The sequence below is a fragment of the Pseudomonas sp. BO3-4 genome, assembly GCF_034044115.1.
Classification (GTDB): domain Bacteria; phylum Pseudomonadota; class Gammaproteobacteria; order Pseudomonadales; family Pseudomonadaceae; genus Aquipseudomonas; species Aquipseudomonas alloputida.
This window is the reverse complement of record NZ_CP139018.1, coordinates 50,779-67,579: the sequence shown is the minus strand read 5'-3', so window position 1 is coordinate 67,579 and position 16,801 is coordinate 50,779. Positions and strand designations below refer to the sequence as shown.

The following is a 16,801-nucleotide window of genomic DNA, read 5'->3' as shown; positions in this document are numbered from 1 at the left end:
TGGGGTCGGCCAGGCCGACCCGTTCGGGGGCCGTCGCGGCCCTCACAAGGAGTGATCAATGAAGAAGCTGCTTGCTGTCGCTGCCGCTGTCGCGGCCTTCTCGGCCCAGGCCGATACCCTTACCGTCGCCGCCACCCCGGTGCCGCACGCCGAGATCCTCAACTTCGTCAAACCACAACTGGCGAAAGAAGGCGTAGAGCTGAAGGTCAAGGAATTCACCGACTACATCCAGCCGAACGTGCAGGTGGCCGAAAAGCGCCTGGACGCCAACTTCTTCCAGCACCAGCCTTACCTGGATGAGTTCAACAAGGCCAAGGGTACCCAGCTGGTGAGCGTGGCAGGCGTGCACATCGAGCCACTGGGCGTGTATTCGTCCAAGATCAAGAAACTGGACGAGCTGTCCTCCGGCGCCACCGTGGTCATCCCCAACGACGCCACCAACGGCGGCCGCGCCTTGCTGCTGCTGGACAAGGCTGGCGTGATCAAGCTCAAGGACAACAAGAACATCCTGTCGACCGTGAAGGATGTTGCCGAGAACCCGAAAAACGTGAAGTTCCGTGAGCTGGAAGCCGCCACCATCCCGCGTGTGCTGACCCAGGTAGATGCCGCCCTGATCAACACCAACTACGCGCTGGAAGCCAAGCTGAACCCGGAAAAAGACGCGCTGGCCATCGAGGGCAGCGACTCGCCTTACGTGAACATCCTGGTTGCCCGCCCGGACAACAAGGACTCGGACGACATGAAGAAACTGGCGGCTGCACTGCACTCGCCTGAGGTGAAGCAGTTCATCATCGAGAAGTACAAAGGCGCTGTGGTTCCGGCGTTCTGAGCCAACATCCCCGGGGCCGCTTTGCGGCCCTTTCGCGACGCAAGGCCGCTCCCACAAAGTAAGGCGTACGCCGATCCGTGGCCTTGTGTCGCGAAAGGCCTGCGCAGCAGGCCCAGCCCTCTCAATCCCGCTTGACCAGCCCCGGCAACTGCGCCCCCAGCTTCTGGTTGTTGAACGGCGCCCGAATGAACCCACGCTGTCGCCCATCCGGCCCGACAATCGCCAGGTTACCGCTGTGATCCACGGTATACCCCGGCTTGCTGGTATCCGCCGGAATGAACGGAATGCTCAAGGCATTGGCCAGCTTCTGGGTATCCTCGATCGACCCCGCCACGCCGACAAATTCCTTGTCGAAATAGCCCAGATACTGCTTCAGCTGGTTCGGCGTGTCGCGGTTAGGGTCCACACTCACCAACACCACCTGCAGCCGGTCGACGGCATCCTTGGGCAGCTCGCTCTTCACTTGGCGCAACTGGGCCAGGGTGGTCGGGCAGATGTCCGGGCAGTAGGTGTAGCCAAAGAACAGCAGCGACCATTTGCCCTTGAGGTCATCCATCTGCACCGGCTGGCCGTCCTGGTTGGTCATGGTGACATCAGCCACGGCGCGGCTCTGCGGCAGCAGGATGATGCCCGCATCGATCAGCTCGGCAGGGTTGGGCTGGTCACGACCATTAAGCACCTTGTTGACGGTCAGGCCCAGGATCAACGCGACCAGGGCAACGAGGATGAAGACGGTTTTCTGGGTTCGGGTCATAGGCTCAGCAACAGGTAGTGGTCAAGGAGCAACGCGATGAACAGCGCGAACAGGTAGCCGATAGAGTACTTGAAGGTGCCGATCGCCGCGTGCGGCCGGCTGCTACGGTACAACACCCAGGCCCAATGCAGGAAGCGCAGGCCCAAGCCCAGGGCACAGGCCAGGTACAGCGGGCCACTCATGTGGATGGCATACGGGAGCAGGCTCACCGCCAGCAGGATCAGGGTGTACAGCAGGATATGCAGTTTGGTGTAGCGCTCGCCGTGGGTCACCGGCAACATCGGGATATCGGCCTTGGCGTATTCCTCCTTGCGGTGGATGGCCAGCGCCCAGAAATGCGGCGGGGTCCAGGCGAAAATGATCAGCACAAGCAGCAAGGGTTCGGCGCTGACATGGCCGCTTACCGCCACCCAGCCGAGCAACGGCGGAGCGGCACCGGCCAGGCCACCGATGACGATGTTCTGTGGCGTGGCGCGCTTGAGAAAGCCGGTGTAGAGCACCGCATAACCGAGTAATGAGGCCAGGGTCAGCCAGGCGGTGAGGGCGTTGGTGAATACCAGCAGCAGGACCATGCCCAGCAGCGCCAGGGCCAAGGCGAACAACAGCGCCGCCAGGGGCTCGACTCGGCCTTGGGCCAAAGGCCGTTTGTGGGTGCGTGCCATCAGCGCATCGATGCGCCGATCCACCACATGATTGACCACTGCCGCGCCACCCGCGCACAGGCCGATGCCCAGGTTGCCGAACAACAGCACGCTCCAGCTGACGCCCGCCCGGGTGGCCAGGAACATGCCCGCCAGCGAGGTGATCAGCATCAGCACCACCACCTTGGGCTTGGTCAGCTCAAGGTAATCGCGCCAGCGGGCCCGTCGTACGCTTAGAAGCGTCGCCACGAGTCATTCCTCATATGATGGGAAATGCCCACCCCGACCACCGGCCGTAGACGCCAGCCATGGCCGACACCCACTCGAACCTTGTCGACCACCCGAATGCGGTAGTTCACCAGCACCATGCTCAGCAGCAGCATCGCCCCGCCGGCATTGTGCGCAACAGCCACCGCCAGCGGCAGGTGGAACACCACGTTGCTGATGCCCAGGCCCACTTGCAAGGCCAGCGCCAGCAGCACCAGCCGCGCCAGGCCGGGGAGACCACAGCGGTGCAGCTTCCAGCTGAGCATCAACAGCACACAGGTCACCAGCAGCGCGCCCAACCTGTGGCTGATGTGGATGGCCGTGCGCGCATCACTGTCCAACTGCCCGCCAAGGTAATTGGGGCCGACGTGCTGGGTCAGGTGGAAGCCGTTGCTGAAGTCCGCCGCTGGCCACCACTGGCCATGGCAGGTCGGCAGGTCGATGCAGGCCACGGCTGCGTAGTTGGCGCTGACCCAACCGCCCAGGGCGATCTGGCCGATTACCACCAGCAGCGCCAGCGCAGCGATCCGGCGCAGGCTCAGCGGCAGTTTCGGCAAGGGCGCAAAGGCCCGGGACAGACGCAGAGACAACAGGAACAGCAAGCTCAACGTGGTAAAGCCACCCAGCAAGTGCGCCGTGACCACCTGCGGCCATAGCTTCAGGGTAACCGTCCACATACCGAAGGCTGCCTGGGCCAACACCACACCCAGTAGCAGCATCGGCAGGCGATAAGGCTGCCCATCGCGGGCATGCCGGCGCATTGCCTGGAACGCGAGCAGGGCGATCACCACGGCCAGGCTACCGGCAAAGTAGCGGTGGACCATCTCCGCCCAGCCCTTGGCAGCTTCCACCGGGTGCTCCGGAAAGTGCAGCTCGGCATGGGCCAACTGCGCGTCAGTCTTGGGCACGCTGATAAAGCCATAGCACCCCGGCCAGTCGGGGCAACCGAGGCCTGCGTGGGTCAGGCGGGTATAGGCACCAAGCAGGACGACCAGCAGTGCCAGCAGGGTGGCGAACACAGCAAGGCGAAATCCAGGTCTGGCCATGGCAGGCTCCTAGCCGATGTTGGACAGCTTGAGCAGGTGGCGCAGGTCATCCAGCACATGCTTGCCGTTGACCTTGCCGTCGTAGCGCAGCACCAGGTTGCCGTGCGGGTCGACGATCCACAGCTGCGGGCCGGGCTCGACAACCTTCTGCTGATAACGTTGCGCATCCAGCGGGTAGCGCTGCAACTGCGGGTACTCGCGGCCAAGCAGTGCCTGATAGTCGGCGCTCAGCGGCTGGGCGGCGGCCAGCGCATGGCTGGCGCGGCTGGCATCACGCCCCAGCCCGACCTGAATCTGCCGAGCCAGGTACACCAGGCGCTGACAGTCTTCGGTGCAGGCCTGGGGTGCGCTGACCAGCAACTGCCAGCGATCGTCCTGCCCCCCCACGCCGAGATCGGCACGGCTTTCCCCATTGCCAATCATGGCGCCATGGTAGCTGCGGCCTTCCGGTACCCAGAATTTGAGCTTGTACATGCTGGTGGCCAGAACCATCGGCCCAAGCACCACCAGCAGGATCAGCAAAAGCTGCAAACGCCCACGGGCTCTGGGTTTGCTACGTTCAGGCGCGTCCAGTGGAGTGGCGGTGGCCATGGCGTTTCTCCTTGTTTTGATGCCAGCCGAAGTAGAGGTAGAGCAGAACCAGAGCGGTAGCCAGGGCAAACCACTGCACGGCGTAGCCCACGTGTTTTTCGGGGCTCATGGCCACAACCGGCCAGTCCAGGCGATAGCTCGCAGGGCCCGCCTCAAGGCGCAATTCCTGGGCGAAGCCTTCGCGATCAAGCTGTTGCCATAGCTGCGCGGCATCGATAGCGGTCAACAGATGCGGCCATTGCCCGCCGATGGGGTCCGGGTGCAGCTGGAAGGTGCTACCGGGCGCGACATACACAGAGGCATCCAGCGCCACGGCCTGGGCAGGGGTTTCGAAGTGCACCGGCACCCGGCGGTCCAGCCATGGCAGCCAGCCACGATTGATCAGCAACCACAGGCCGCTGGCTTGGTCGTGGAAGGGCTGCAGCAGCTCGACACCGGCTTTGCCGTCGCGCATGCGGTTGTCCAGCAGCACGCTGTGCTCGGCGTCGAAGCGGCCATACAGGTGCACGCGGCGGAAGGCGTTGTCTTCTTTCGAGAGGAGCTGGGAGGTGGCGATCGGCGCTTCAACCCGCCGTTCTGCATAGGTGGCCAGCAGCACGCGCTTTTCCTCGGCACGGCCGAGTTGCCAGCAACCAAGCGCAATCAGCCCCGGCAGCAATGCAAGCACCACCAGCGTCGGTACCCAGCCTGGGCGAAACGGCCTCACGGGCGCCTCGCTATACTTATCCACATCACCGCATCCCCCGGGAGTAACGCCATGCTCAAGGCCGCGATTGTCCTGATGCTGTTGGCCACGATTGCCAGCCTGTTCAGTGGCCTGGTGTTTCTGGTCAAGGATGATGAAAACTCGACCCGTCTGCTCAAGGCGCTGACCATACGGGTGACCCTGGCAGCCCTGACCATAGGCCTGGTCGCCTGGGGCTTGATCAGCGGTCAACTGGTCTCCCACGCCCCTTTCTGAAGCGCTCACCCGTCCCTACAGGGTTTTCGTATTCACAACACATAGACAAAGATGAACAACCCCACCCACACCACATCGACGAAGTGCCAGTACCAACTGGCTGCCTCGAAGCCGAAGTGTTTTTCTGGGTTGAAATGCCCGCGCAGAATACGCACGAACATCACAATCAGAATGATCGTGCCCAATGTCACGTGGGCACCGTGAAACCCGGTAAGCATGAAGAACGTCGCACCGTAGATCCCTGAGCCCAGTGTCAGCCCCAGCTTGGTATAGGCCTCGTGGTACTCGAAGGCCTGCAGCGCGATAAAGCTGATGCCCAGGACAATGGTCAGCGCCATCCAGAATTTCAGCGGCCCGCGGTGGTCACGGCGCAAGGCGTGGTGGGCAATGGTGATTGTCACACTGGAACTGACCAGCAGGATGGTGTTGATCAGCGGCAGATGCCACGGGTCGATCACTTCCTTGGGCGGCGGGAACAGCTTGGGGTCGGGGGTGTGCAGTAGCGGCCAGGTGAATTCGAACGTTGGCCACAGCATGTGCGCAACACCTTTGGCCCCTTCGCCTCCCAGCCACGGCCCCGCCAGTACGCGGACATAGAACAGCGCGCCGAAGAACGCCAGGAAGAACATCACTTCAGAGAAGATGAACCAGCTCATGCCCCAGCGGAACGAGCGATCTAGCTGCGGGCTGTACAACCCGGCGCGGCTCTCCTTGACCACTGACCCAAACCAGCCGAACAGCATGTAGGCCAGAAACAACGCACCCACGAAGAAGATCAGCGGCCCGTGCGAATCCGGGTGGCCCGCCTTCATGTCGTTGAACCAGGTGCCCAGGCCGAATACCGTGATGAACATGCCGATGGTGGCGATGATCGGCCATTTGCTCTGCGCCGGAACGTAGTAGTGCTCATGACTTGCCATTGCTGTTCTCCTTCCCTTAACGGGCGCCCTGGACGTCCTGCGCCGCAACGTGCGCGACCGGCGGGTGGCGAGCGGTGATGTCGAACAAGGTGTAGGCCAGTGTCAGGTGCTTCACGCTGGCCGGCAGGTCGCGGTCGACGATGAAGCGCACCGGCATCTCGATGCGTTCGCCGGGCTGCAGCACCTGCTGGGTAAAGCAGAAGCACTCGGTCTTGTGGAAGTAGGCCGCGGCCTCGGCCGGGGTAATGCTGGGTATTGCCTGCGCACTCATCGGCCGGTCGGTCGGGTTGTGGGCAATGAAGATCATCTGGTTCACCGCCCCCGGGTTGACCTCCAGCTGGTCGGCAGTGGAGTAGAAGTCCCAGACCATGTCGCTGGCATTGGTCGACATGAACTGCACCCGCACAGCACGCGTCGGGTCACTGACCTGGCTACCTTCGTATTGGCCGCCGGTCTTGCCGTTGATACCGAACGCTTTGCACATGACGTCGTAGATCGGCACCAGCGCGAAGCCAAAGGCGAACATCACCACCGTCAGCATCAACAGGCGCGTTACCAGGCGTTTCACCGACAGGCCGTTCATGGCGGGTTCCTATTTCACTTCCGGGGGTGTCTGGAAGGTGTGGTAGGGCGCAGGCGAGGGTATCGACCACTCAAGGCCCTCGGCGCCATCCCAGGGTTTGGCCGGTGCCGGCGCGCCACCGCGGATGCACTTGATGACAATGAACAGGAAGAAGATCTGCGTGGCGCCGAACATGAACGCGCCGATCGACGACACCATGTTGAAATCGGCGAACTGCAGGTTGTAGTCGGGGATGCGCCGTGGCATGCCGGCCAAGCCTACGAAGTGCATGGGGAAGAAGGCCATGTTCATGCCGATGAACGACAGCCAGAAGTGCAGTTTGCCGAGGGTTTCGTCGTACATGTGGCCGGTCCATTTCGGCAGCCAGTAGTAGGCCGAGGCAAAGATGCCGAAAATTGCACCAGGCACCAGTACGTAATGGAAATGCGCCACCACGAAGTAAGTGTCGTGGTACTGGAAGTCCGCCGGGGCGATCGCCAGCATCAACCCGGAGAAACCACCGATGGTGAACAGGATGACAAAGGCGATGGCGAACAGCATCGGCGTTTCGAAGGTGAGCGAACCTTCCCACATGGTGCTGACCCAGTTGAATACCTTCACCCCGGTGGGCACGGCAATCAGCATGGTGGCATACATGAAGAACAACTCGCCGACCACCGGGATGCCGACCACGAACATATGGTGGGCCCAGACGATGAATGACAGGAAGGCAATGGCGCCGGTGGCATACACCATCGAGGTATAACCGAACAGCGGCTTGCGCGAGAACGCCGGGATGATCGAGCTGACCGCACCGAAGGCGGGCAGGATCATGATGTACACCTCAGGGTGACCGAAGAACCAGAACACATGCTGGAACAGCACCGGGTCACCGCCACCTGCGGCACTGAAAAAGCTGGTACCGAAGTGGATATCCATCAGCATCATGGTTACCACGCCGGCCAGTACTGGCATCACCGCAATCAGCAGGAACGCGGTAATCAGCCAGGTCCAGACGAACAGCGGCATTTTCATCAGCGTCATGCCGGGGGCACGCAGGTTGAGGATGGTGGCAATCACGTTGATCGCCCCCATGATCGAGCTGATACCCATCAGGTGGATGGCGAAGATGAAGAAGGTGACGCTGGCTGGCGCATAGGTGGTGGAAAGCGGTGCGTAGAACGTCCAGCCAAAGTTCGGCCCTCCGCCCGGGCTGAACAGCGTCGAGACCAGCAGCAGGAAGGCCGCCGGCAGCAGCCAGAAGCTGAAGTTGTTCATCCGTGGCAGTGCCATGTCGGGCGCGCCGATCATCAGCGGAATCATCCAGTTGGCCAGGCCGACGAAGGCCGGCATCACCGCGCCGAACACCATGATCAGGCCATGCATGGTAGTCATCTGGTTGAAGAATTCCGGCTCCACGATCTGCAAACCCGGCTGGAACAGCTCGGCGCGGATCACCATGGCAAACGAGCCACCCAGCAGGAACATGATGAAACTGAACCACAGGTACATCGTGCCGATGTCTTTATGGTTGGTAGTCAGCACCCAGCGCATCAGGCCCCTGGCCGGGCCGTGCGCATGGTCGTGGCCGTGGGCGTGGTCGTCGATCACTGCACTCATGTCCTGTCTCCTGCAATCCATTGATTGCCGCGAGTAACCCGGTTCACTTGGCTTCTGCCTGCTTCAGCGCCAGCACGTCCTTCGGCGTCACCATGTCGCCTTTGTTGTTGCCCCAGGCATTGCGCTCGTAGGTGACCACAGCAGCGATGTCGACTTCCGACAGCTGCTTGCCGAAAGCGGCCATGGCCGTGCCGGGCTTGCCATGGAAGACAATGCTCAGGTGGGCTTCCTTCGGCCCGGTGGCAATCTTCGAGCCTTTGAGCGCCGGGAACATTGGCGGCAGGCCCTGGCCTTCGGCCTGGTGACAGGCCACGCAGGTGGTGTGGTAGACCTTGTCGCCTCGCGCCACCAGCTCTTCCAGGGTCCATTCCTTGCTGGTCAGCTCCTTGAGCTTGGCGGCTTCAGCCTTGCGCTCGCCCAGCCAGGTGTCGTAATCGGCCTTGGACTTGACCTCGACCACCACCGGCATGAAGCCGTGGTCTTTGCCGCACAGCTCGGTACACTGGCCGCGGTAGATGCCTGGCTTTTCGATCCGGGTCCAGGCTTCGTTGACAAAGCCTGGGATGGCGTCGCGCTTGACCGCGAAGGCTGGCACCCACCAGGAGTGGATCACGTCGGCAGCAGTGACCAGAAAGCGCACTTTCGCGCCCACCGGCAGCACCAGCGGCTGGTCGACTTCCAGCAGGTAATGCTCATCCTTGGGCGCCTTGTTGTGGATCTGGTCGGTGGGGGTGGCCAGATTGCTGAAGAACTCCACGTCCTGGCCCAGGTACTTGTAGTGCCATTTCCACTGGTACCCCGTGACCTGGATGTCGATGTCCGAATCGCTGGCATCGTAGATGTCGATCAGCGTCTTGGTGGCCGGGATAGCCATGGCCACCAGGATCAGGAAGGGAACTACCGTCCAGAGGATTTCCACCCAGGTGTGCTCGTGGAAATGCGCAGCCTGCTGGCCGGTGGAGCGGCGGTGGATGACCATTGACCAGAACATCGCGCCAAACACCACGATGCCAATGATCACGCAGATCCAGAAGATGGTCATGTGCAGGTCGAAGACGGCGTTGGAGACTTCCGTCGCCCCTGGGTGCATGTTCACGGTCCAGGCGGCGTTGGCCTGACCAAAAACCGACCACAACAGGAGGCCCATCCAGACATGTGGATGTCGCATCATTGCGGGTTCCCCTTCTAATTCTTGTTGTCCCGGAGGCGTGGCCTGCGGCAAGAGGGAACGGCGGTCAAGACTGCATGGCTTCGACGACCGAGCCCCTGCTAAAAGCAGTCGGGCCTCATCAACGAATCACGTTCAACGGGAGTATAGACAGCGACCAATGGCACGCAATGAAGCCTGTGAAATGAACTTCATGAAATGGCCGAATGGCCGGAAAACCGCGTGCTTGAAAGGGCATGGCGTAATAATGGCACGTCGATATGCCTGATAGCGCACACGTTTGCGAGGCTTATAACAAATACGTCTTAGGTATTCTGTATACCGAGCTAATTTAGTGTCTTCCGTTTGAAACGTAATGTCCCTGGAGTTGTCATGAACATCGCTGCTGTACGCGAGCAGGTAAGCCAAGCCCATCAACATGAAGGCCAGACCGGCCAATTGAAACAGCGTCTCGAGCTGCAACTGCCCCACCTGCACCCCTCGATCCAACTGCCTGAGCAGGACGCCCAGGGTACTTTGGCGCGCTTCGTCAGCGCCTACATCGATCAGGTTCCGGAATTGCTGGAGGCCGCCCACGAGGTCGCCCGCGAAGCCGGGATCGAATCGCAGATCAAACCTGTACTGAAAATTGCCGAAGCCTACTTCCTGCAGCCGCCCAGCGTGATGCAAGGGCATGTAGGCCTGGACTGCCTGCTGGATGAAGCCTACCTGGCGCACCGCCTGGTGGAAGAGGTGAATGACTTGTACATTCGCCACTTCCAGCAGCCGTTGATCCCGGTCGACACCACGGTCGCCAACCTGATTGCCCACCAGTTGATTGGCGAAAGCTTTGCCAACCAGCTGGATGAAGTGGTGCACCACTCGGTCGACGAAATGCTCAACGACGAGAGCTTTGCGGTTGAATCGGTGGAGGCTTATCGAGAGAAGCTGAGCAGCCCGGCAACTGGCGCGGCGTGGAAGCGCTGGCCGTGCCTGTCGCGCCAACTGGGTGTCGAGCTGGGTCAGCCGGCCTGATATACCTGTCACGGCCTAGGTGCATCGGTGGTTCGGCGCAGGCCGTCGTAGGAGCGGGTTCACCCGCGAAAGGGCCGGCCCTGCTGGCCAACCTCCACCCGCCGATCACCGTTGCCGCCGCTACCGTATTCGCGGGTAAACCCGCTCCTACACATGCTTCGGTGGTTCGCCACAGGCCGTCGTAGGAGCGGGTTCACCCGCGAAAGGGCCGGCCCTGCTGGCCAACCTCCACCCGCCGATCACCGTTTCCGCCGCTACCGCATTCGCGGGTAAACCCGCTCCTACACATGCTTCGGTGGTTCGCCACAGGCCGTCGTAGGAGCGGGTTCACCCGCGAAAGGGCCGGCCCTGCTGGCCTATCTCCACCCGCCGATCACCGTTGCCGCCGTTACCGTATTCGCGGGTAAACCCGCTCCTACGCACATGCATCGGTGGTTCGCCACAGGCCGTCGTAGGAGCGGGTTCACCCGCGAAAGGGCCGGCCCTGCTGGCCTATCTCCACCCGCCGATCACCGTTGTCGCCGCTACCGTATTCGCGGGTAAACCCGCTCCTACGCCCCAACCCCCGCCGTAGTCCGCAACCGCCCCTCGATCCGACGCTTCAGGCGCCGCTGCTCTATCAGCAACCGTGACCCATTGGCAGAATTGCTGCGGCTCCAGTCCTCCAGCAACTCAAGGCACGAGTGGTCGATATAGCTCAAGTTCCCCAGCGGCACATGCAGCGTGGTGCCCGCCGGTACGGTATCCAGCACCTGGGTCAGCGCCGGCACCTTCAGGAAGGTCGCCGCGCCACTGAGGCGCAGTTCCATGTGCCCATCCTTGGCCAGGCTCACCAGGTTGATCTTCAGCCGCGCCGCCTTGAACGCCAGCTTCAGCAAGGTCAGGGCAAAGCCCAGCAGCACACCGGTCAGCAGGTCGGTAAAGATGATCGCCAGCGCAGTCGCCGCGTAGGTGAACATCGGCATGCGCCCATAACGGCCCAGCCCGCGAAACGCCTTGAAGTCGACCAGTTTGACCCCGGTAAATACCAACACCCCCGCCAAGCTCGCCACCGGGATCTGCTGCAGCACGCTGCTCAGCGCCACCACGAAGGCCAGCAACCACAAGCCATGGAAGATTGCCGAGGCCCGGGTTTGCGCCCCGGCCTGGACGTTGGCCGAGCTGCGCACGATTACCCCGGTCATCGGCAGGGCACCCAGCACCCCGCACAGCATGTTGCCGATGCCCTGAGCCGACAGTTCGCGGTCGAAGTCCGAGCGCTGGCCGCTGTGCATGCGGTCCACTGCTGCGGCCGACAGCAAGGTTTCGGCGCTGGCAATGAACGCCAGGGCAAAAGCGGCGACCAACAGGGCAGGGTCGGCCAGCTGCATCAGGTCCGCCGGACGAAGCCAGTCGATGGCCTCGGAAAGGTCGGCCGGGACTTGCACGCGGTTCACCGGCAAGGCCAGCCACAGGCTGATAGCGGTCATGCTGGCCACGCCGAGTAATGCACCCGGCACGAAACGCAGCCGCTGCGGCCGCAAGCGCTCCCAGCCCCACATGATGGCGATGGTCCCCAGGCCCAGCGCACCGGCCATCCAGCCGGCGCCGGTGCTCTCCTGTGGCAGGGCTGCCGACAACGTTGCCGGGAACGCCAGCAGGTTCTGCAGGCCCGACGGTTGCGGCGCGGTGTCGAACATCACATGCACCTGCGAAAGCACGATCAACACGCCAATCCCGGCGAGCATGCCGTAAACCACCGCCGGCGCGGTCACGCGGAACCAGCAGCCCAGACGCAAGCGACCGGCCAGCAACTGCAACAGGCCGGCCAGCAACAGGATTGGCCCGAGCATGGCCATGCCGTGCTGGCGTACCAGCTCGAACACCAGTACCGCCAGACCGGCAGCGGGGCCGCTGACCTGTAACGGCGACCCAGCAAGGAAACCGACGACAATGCCGCCGATAATCCCAGTAATCAGGCCTTTTGCCGGCGGCATGCCAGAAGCGATCGCAATGCCCATGCACAACGGCAGGGCCACCAGGAAGACCACCACCGACGCCAGCAACTCACGCGGCAGGGCCGCTTTCAACTGTGTAATGTTCACCGTGTTTCTCCTTTCTCTAGTCGCACGGCCATTCCCCTGGCCGTGGGCACGTTTGCCCCTGACAAGCGCGCAGGCGCGGGCCGCCAGCGAGCACGCCGGCAGGGCAGTCAGGGAATTCAAGGCAGCCGAATGCCGTGCCACACCCCTGCAGGGTGCAGCCGGCTATCAAGGTTCTAGCGGCGGACGGGTCGCTTAGTAGCGGCCTCTCGGAGTGGCGCAGGGAACGGGTTCACCCGCGGCCAAGGGCAGGAAGCTGTCGCTGGCGGCGTCGTAGGCTTCGATCTTGCTGGTCTCGATGTCGTACACCCAACCATGAATGAACAGCTCACCGGCTGCCAGGCGCGAAGCCACCGAAGGATGGGTGCGCAAGTGATGCAGCTGGGCGATGACGTTTTCTTTGGTCAGCACTTGCATCGTCTCGTGTTCGCTGCCGCAGGAGCAGTTGTTCTCGACCACGGTGCGGGCCACTTCCGCGTGGCGCAACCAGGCGCCAACGGTAGGCATCTTGGTCAGCGACTGCGGGTTGAGTACCGCACGCATGGCGCCACAGTCAGAGTGGCCACAGATGATGATGTGGTGAACTTTAAGCGCCATTACGGCGTACTCGATGGCGCTGGAAACGCCGCCGTTCATCTGGCCATAAGGCGGTACCACGTTACCCACGTTACGGGTCACGAACAGGTCGCCTGGCGAGCTCTGGGTGATCAGCTCGGGAACGATGCGCGAATCGGCACAGGTGATGAACATGGCGCGTGGTGTTTGCGCGGTGGCGAGCTTCTTGAACAGCTCTTGCTGATCTGGGAAAACATCATGGTGAAAGCGCAGGAAGCCGTCGACGATGTGCTTAAGGGCAGCATCGGCGCTTTCCGCGGGGACCTGCGGTACGACCTTGGATGGGTCCTTGACGGGCATGATTCATCCTCTTGACGGTGTGTAGGTAAATCCATTTTACCGGTGAAAGATTCAGGCTATGCAGGGTTTTAGATGACACGCACGGGCCATAGATCACAGTCGCTGTGGACTTATTACCTACGCTAGCGGGGAAAACTTAACTGAAACTTAATTCGAAGGCTCTAGAACGGGCGTTCCAGATGAAAAAGGCGGGAACTGGATAATAGCAAAAAAACATCAGCTGCCAATATGTATTAGCGCAATTATTGGTTGTTATTAGTTGCGTTGTGAGCAATGCGCAGCCCTTGGTGGGGCGGGTTCATGTCAGAACAGCGCCATCTGCCCACCCGGCGGGCAGAACGCCGAGCAATCCAGCGCCTGCGCCTCGCGCCCTTCGAAGTCCAGCCGTTTCATTGCCTTGGCAAAGCGCTGCGCCAGCAACTCGGCAAACACCCCTTCACCACGCATGCGCACACCGAACCGGCTGTCATACAGCTCGCCACCACGGCTCTGGCGGATCAGGCTCAACACATGCGCTGCCCGCTGCGGGTAATGGTCCTGCAACCACTGCTCAAACAACGGCGCCACCTCCAGCGGCAGCCGCAGCATCATGTACGCCGCACTTTGCGCACCGGCCTCCTTCGCCGCCTCCAGCAGGCGTTCCAGCTCACTGTCGTTGATCATCGGAATCATCGGCGAACACAAAACACCCACCGGTACGCCCGCTTCACGCAATACCCGGATGGCCCTCAACCTCGCACCGGGTGAGGCCGCTCGGGGTTCGAGCACGCGCTTGAGGCCGTCGTCCAGCGTGGTCAGGCTGATCATCACTCGTGCCAGGCGCTGGCGGGCCATCTCGGCCAGCAGGTCAAGGTCGCGCAGCACCAGTGAACCCTTGGTGACAATGGTCACCGGGTGACGAAAACGCAGTAACACTTCGAGCAAGCGCCGGGTCAGTAACTGTTCCCGCTCAATCGGCTGGTACGGGTCGGTGTTGGAGCCCAGATTGATCGGCGCGCACACGTAGCCCGGTTTGCTCAATTGCTGTGCCAGCACCTCGGCGGCGTTGGTCTTGGCAATCAGTTTGGTCTCGAAATCCAGGCCGGGAGAAAGGTCCCAGTAGGCGTGTGAGGGGCGGGCGTAGCAGTAGATACAGCCATGTTCGCAGCCACGGTAGGGGTTGATGGAGCGATCGAAAGGGAGGTCGGGTGAAGTGTTGCGGCTGATCACCGACTTGGCTGTCTCGATCCGCACCTCGGTACCCTGGGTTTGCGGCACTTCCTGGTACCAGCCATCATCTTCCGCCACCGAATGACCAGGGGCAAAGCGGTTGTGTGGGTTGTGCGCCGTGCCACGGCCCTTTTGCGGTGCTGGAGGAATCATGGCTCACCTGAATACTGTATTCATATACAGTATCGCGCATGCCGGGATCTTTCCAGCACCTCTGGTCTGACTACTCAGGCCATGCCAGCTGAGATACGCTGCCTGGCTCGATTGCCGCCCGAGAAACGCCTCGATGCCTTCACGCAATGGGCGCGATGCCCCTGGGGCGAACAGTGCTTCCTGCAGTGCCCGCCCCGTGGCTCCGTTCAACAGGCCCTCGGCTTCGAAGCGGGTGAACACATCGAAGGCATGCACATCCGACCACAGATAGGCGTAGTAACCCGCATCGTAGCCGTTCACAAGGTGGTCGAAGGCATGCGCCGGATGTTCAAAGTCAGCGAGTGGCCAGTAACCGCAACGCGCGCGGGCATCACCCAGTCGCTGTTCAAAGGTCCTGCCATCGTTTGGTGTGCCATGCAGGTCCATGTCGAACAGCGCCAGGCACAGATCACCCGCGATCTCCTCCACGCCCTGCTGCCGTAGCTGCCGCAGGCACTCATCAGCTTGCTCGCGGGATAGTTGGTGGCCGTCGTGCGTGCGCGCCGAGATCGCCACCAGGTAGTCCGCGTCCCAGACCCAACGTTCGAACAGCTTGCCGAACAACTCCACACCATCGGTGCCCAGCTCGGTCACATTGGACATGACGTGGTTCGTCGTACGTACCAGCAGGTGGTGCAGGGCATGGCCGAATTCATGGAACAGCTTGCGCAGTGACAAATGATCGAGCAACGGCTGCGAACCTGACAGCGCTTGCGGCACATCACTGAACACCACCACCGAGGCTGCCTGGCAGATACCCTCTGCATCGACCCGGCGATTCCTTACATAGGTGGTGAACACCGCGTCTGGCTGCTTGCCTGCGTGTTGCACGGCATCCAGATACAGAAAGCCAATGAAAGCGCTGTCCTGCCACACCTCGAACGGCTGCACGCTGTCATCCCAGACAGGCAGCGCTTTGGGCTGCAGCACTGCACCAAACAACGTCTGCGCCAATTGCTGCAACGCACTGACAACGGTATTCAGCGGGAAATAATCGCGCAGCGCTTCGGCAGGAAACTCGCTGCGCGAAGCACACCGCAGGTACTCGAAATCCCAGGGTTGGGGTTTGCCCAGGCCCTGCTCGGCAGCCCAACACTCCACCTGCGAACGCCACCGCAACATGGCAGGTCGCACATGATCGGCCAGATCGTGGAGAAAGCCGCGCACCTGGGCTACCGAACCCGCACTCTTCACCTGCAGGCTCTGCTCCAGATGGCCGGAATAACCGAGCAGGAGGGCCTTCTCCTCAAGCAATTGCGCCTGTTGCTGCAGATACGTGCGGTTGTCCTGTTGCCGATCATGGCTGACGCCACGGGCGTGAAAAGCCCGGTACACCCGCTCACGGAGCTGGCGGTTGGCAGCATGTTTGAGCACCTCACGCGTAGTCACCGTGTCACACGCAATCAACCACCCCTGCTTACCTGCTTGCTGTGCGCTTGCAGCCAATTCGTCACGTACCCGCTGCGGGATGCCGCTCAGCTCCGCTTCATCGGTGATGTTCAACCCAGGCCGGTCGATGTTGCTGCGGAACGCCTCGCGTGCAGTGCCAATCTGCGTTTGAAGGTCTGCCAGATGCGCTTTGCCTGCGGTGTCGAGTAACGCCCCGCTAGCGGCGAACTTGTCCAGGTGCCAACGCAAAGTGGCACGCTTCCCGACATCCAGTTGCTTGCCGATGTCACTGCCGGCCAAGCGTGCATACAGATCATGCAAAACCGTGTTGGCGAATTTTTGCTCGAAGCGCGCCGTCACTTTCCCGTAGAAATCAATGATGGCGTTGGCCCACGTCGTATCCCGGCCGACCAGTGGTGAGGCGGCATACAACACTGCCAGCAGCCGGCTATCCAGCCCATCCAACGCCAGCACCATGTCATCCCAGGTGGGCATGGCCCGCTGGTCCAGGATGATGCGTTCGACACCTTGCTCGTGCGCCAACAGCACGTCAGCGAACGCCGCCTGCATGTTTTCGAGGGTGATGGAAGAGTAATCGACGGGGATATGGCTATCTTGCAGAAGAGGGTTGGCCATGGTGCA

16 protein-coding genes are annotated in these 16,801 nt (G+C 61.8%); 3 read left to right on the top strand and 13 right to left on the bottom strand.

Annotation, left to right across the window (positions count from 1 at the left end):
- Nucleotides 1-58 precede the first annotated feature (58 nt).
- Nucleotides 59-829 carry a MetQ/NlpA family ABC transporter substrate-binding protein gene (locus REH59_RS00335; RefSeq protein WP_003253017.1) on the top strand — a complete coding sequence of 257 codons (771 nt, stop codon included), beginning with the start codon at nt 59-61 and terminating at the stop codon, nt 827-829.
- A 121-nt stretch (nt 830-950) separates the two neighbouring features.
- On the opposite strand, the gene REH59_RS00330 is transcribed toward REH59_RS00335, so the two are convergent.
- The 5 genes from REH59_RS00330 to REH59_RS00310 are packed head-to-tail and all read right to left on the bottom strand — an operon-like array spanning nt 951 to nt 4,834.
- The gene (locus REH59_RS00330; protein WP_014861528.1) at nt 951-1,583 is read right to left on the bottom strand and encodes an SCO family protein; all 633 of its coding nucleotides are present in this window, start codon (nt 1,581-1,583) and stop codon (nt 951-953) included.
- Complete coding sequence (cyoE, locus tag REH59_RS00325) at nt 1,580-2,473, bottom strand: heme o synthase (RefSeq protein ID WP_014861529.1); 894 nt, start codon at nt 2,471-2,473, stop codon at nt 1,580-1,582. Before cyoE ends, REH59_RS00330 begins: the two co-directional genes overlap by 4 nt.
- Entirely contained in the window at nt 2,458-3,537 is a 1,080-nt protein-coding gene (locus tag REH59_RS00320; protein ID WP_014861530.1) for a COX15/CtaA family protein, read from the bottom strand. Before REH59_RS00320 ends, cyoE begins: the two co-directional genes overlap by 16 nt.
- A 9-nt stretch (nt 3,538-3,546) precedes the next feature.
- Complete coding sequence (locus tag REH59_RS00315; protein WP_014861531.1) at nt 3,547-4,128, bottom strand: hypothetical protein; 582 nt, start codon at nt 4,126-4,128, stop codon at nt 3,547-3,549.
- Complete coding sequence (locus tag REH59_RS00310) at nt 4,097-4,834, bottom strand: SURF1 family protein (protein ID WP_121782703.1); 738 nt, start codon at nt 4,832-4,834, stop codon at nt 4,097-4,099. The genes REH59_RS00315 and REH59_RS00310 overlap by 32 nt, the downstream gene beginning before the upstream one ends.
- Nucleotides 4,835-4,885: 51 nt before the next feature.
- On the opposite strand from REH59_RS00310, the gene REH59_RS00305 reads away from it, so the two are divergent.
- Nucleotides 4,886-5,089, top strand: a complete 204-nt coding sequence (locus REH59_RS00305) for a twin transmembrane helix small protein (protein WP_020191169.1) — start codon at nt 4,886-4,888, stop codon at nt 5,087-5,089.
- A 32-nt stretch (nt 5,090-5,121) separates the two neighbouring features.
- Here REH59_RS00305 and REH59_RS00300 read toward each other — a convergent pair whose 3' ends face one another.
- Genes REH59_RS00300 through coxB form a run of 4 tightly spaced genes read right to left on the bottom strand, consistent with a single transcriptional unit; the run spans nt 5,122 to nt 9,362 of the window.
- Nucleotides 5,122-6,009: a cytochrome c oxidase subunit 3 gene (locus tag REH59_RS00300; RefSeq protein ID WP_003253033.1), complete on the bottom strand. Its 888-nt coding sequence runs from the start codon at nt 6,007-6,009 to the stop codon at nt 5,122-5,124.
- A gap of 16 nt (nt 6,010-6,025) precedes the next feature.
- On the bottom strand, nt 6,026-6,592 hold the full coding sequence (locus REH59_RS00295; RefSeq protein ID WP_003253035.1) for a cytochrome c oxidase assembly protein: 567 nt from the start codon (nt 6,590-6,592) through the stop codon (nt 6,026-6,028).
- 9 nt (nt 6,593-6,601) lie between these two features.
- A complete protein-coding gene (ctaD, locus tag REH59_RS00290) occupies nt 6,602-8,191 on the bottom strand; it encodes a cytochrome c oxidase subunit I (protein WP_014861533.1) in 1,590 nt (529 codons plus the stop codon).
- 43 nt (nt 8,192-8,234) lie between these two features.
- A complete protein-coding gene (coxB, locus tag REH59_RS00285) occupies nt 8,235-9,362 on the bottom strand; it encodes a cytochrome c oxidase subunit II (protein ID WP_320450376.1) in 1,128 nt (375 codons plus the stop codon).
- Nucleotides 9,363-9,731: 369 nt separating this feature from the next.
- On the opposite strand from coxB, the gene REH59_RS00280 reads away from it, so the two are divergent.
- The gene (locus REH59_RS00280; protein ID WP_014861534.1) at nt 9,732-10,373 is read left to right on the top strand and encodes a hypothetical protein; all 642 of its coding nucleotides are present in this window, start codon (nt 9,732-9,734) and stop codon (nt 10,371-10,373) included.
- 551 nt (nt 10,374-10,924) lie between these two features.
- Here REH59_RS00280 and REH59_RS00275 read toward each other — a convergent pair.
- From REH59_RS00275 to REH59_RS00260, 4 genes are all read right to left on the bottom strand, one after another.
- Nucleotides 10,925-12,457: a SulP family inorganic anion transporter gene (locus tag REH59_RS00275; RefSeq protein ID WP_004575261.1), complete on the bottom strand. Its 1,533-nt coding sequence runs from the start codon at nt 12,455-12,457 to the stop codon at nt 10,925-10,927.
- Between the two features lie 192 nt (nt 12,458-12,649).
- Nucleotides 12,650-13,369 (bottom strand): carbonic anhydrase, encoded by a 720-nt coding sequence (locus REH59_RS00270; RefSeq protein ID WP_003253046.1) that lies wholly within the window; start codon nt 13,367-13,369, stop codon nt 12,650-12,652.
- Nucleotides 13,370-13,672: 303 nt separating this feature from the next.
- The gene (locus REH59_RS00265) at nt 13,673-14,731 is read right to left on the bottom strand and encodes a PA0069 family radical SAM protein (protein ID WP_003253048.1); all 1,059 of its coding nucleotides are present in this window, start codon (nt 14,729-14,731) and stop codon (nt 13,673-13,675) included.
- Nucleotides 14,732-14,734: 3 nt separating this feature from the next.
- A complete protein-coding gene (locus tag REH59_RS00260; RefSeq protein WP_014859491.1) occupies nt 14,735-16,795 on the bottom strand; it encodes a M3 family metallopeptidase in 2,061 nt (686 codons plus the stop codon).
- Between the last annotated feature and the right edge of the window lie 6 nt (nt 16,796-16,801).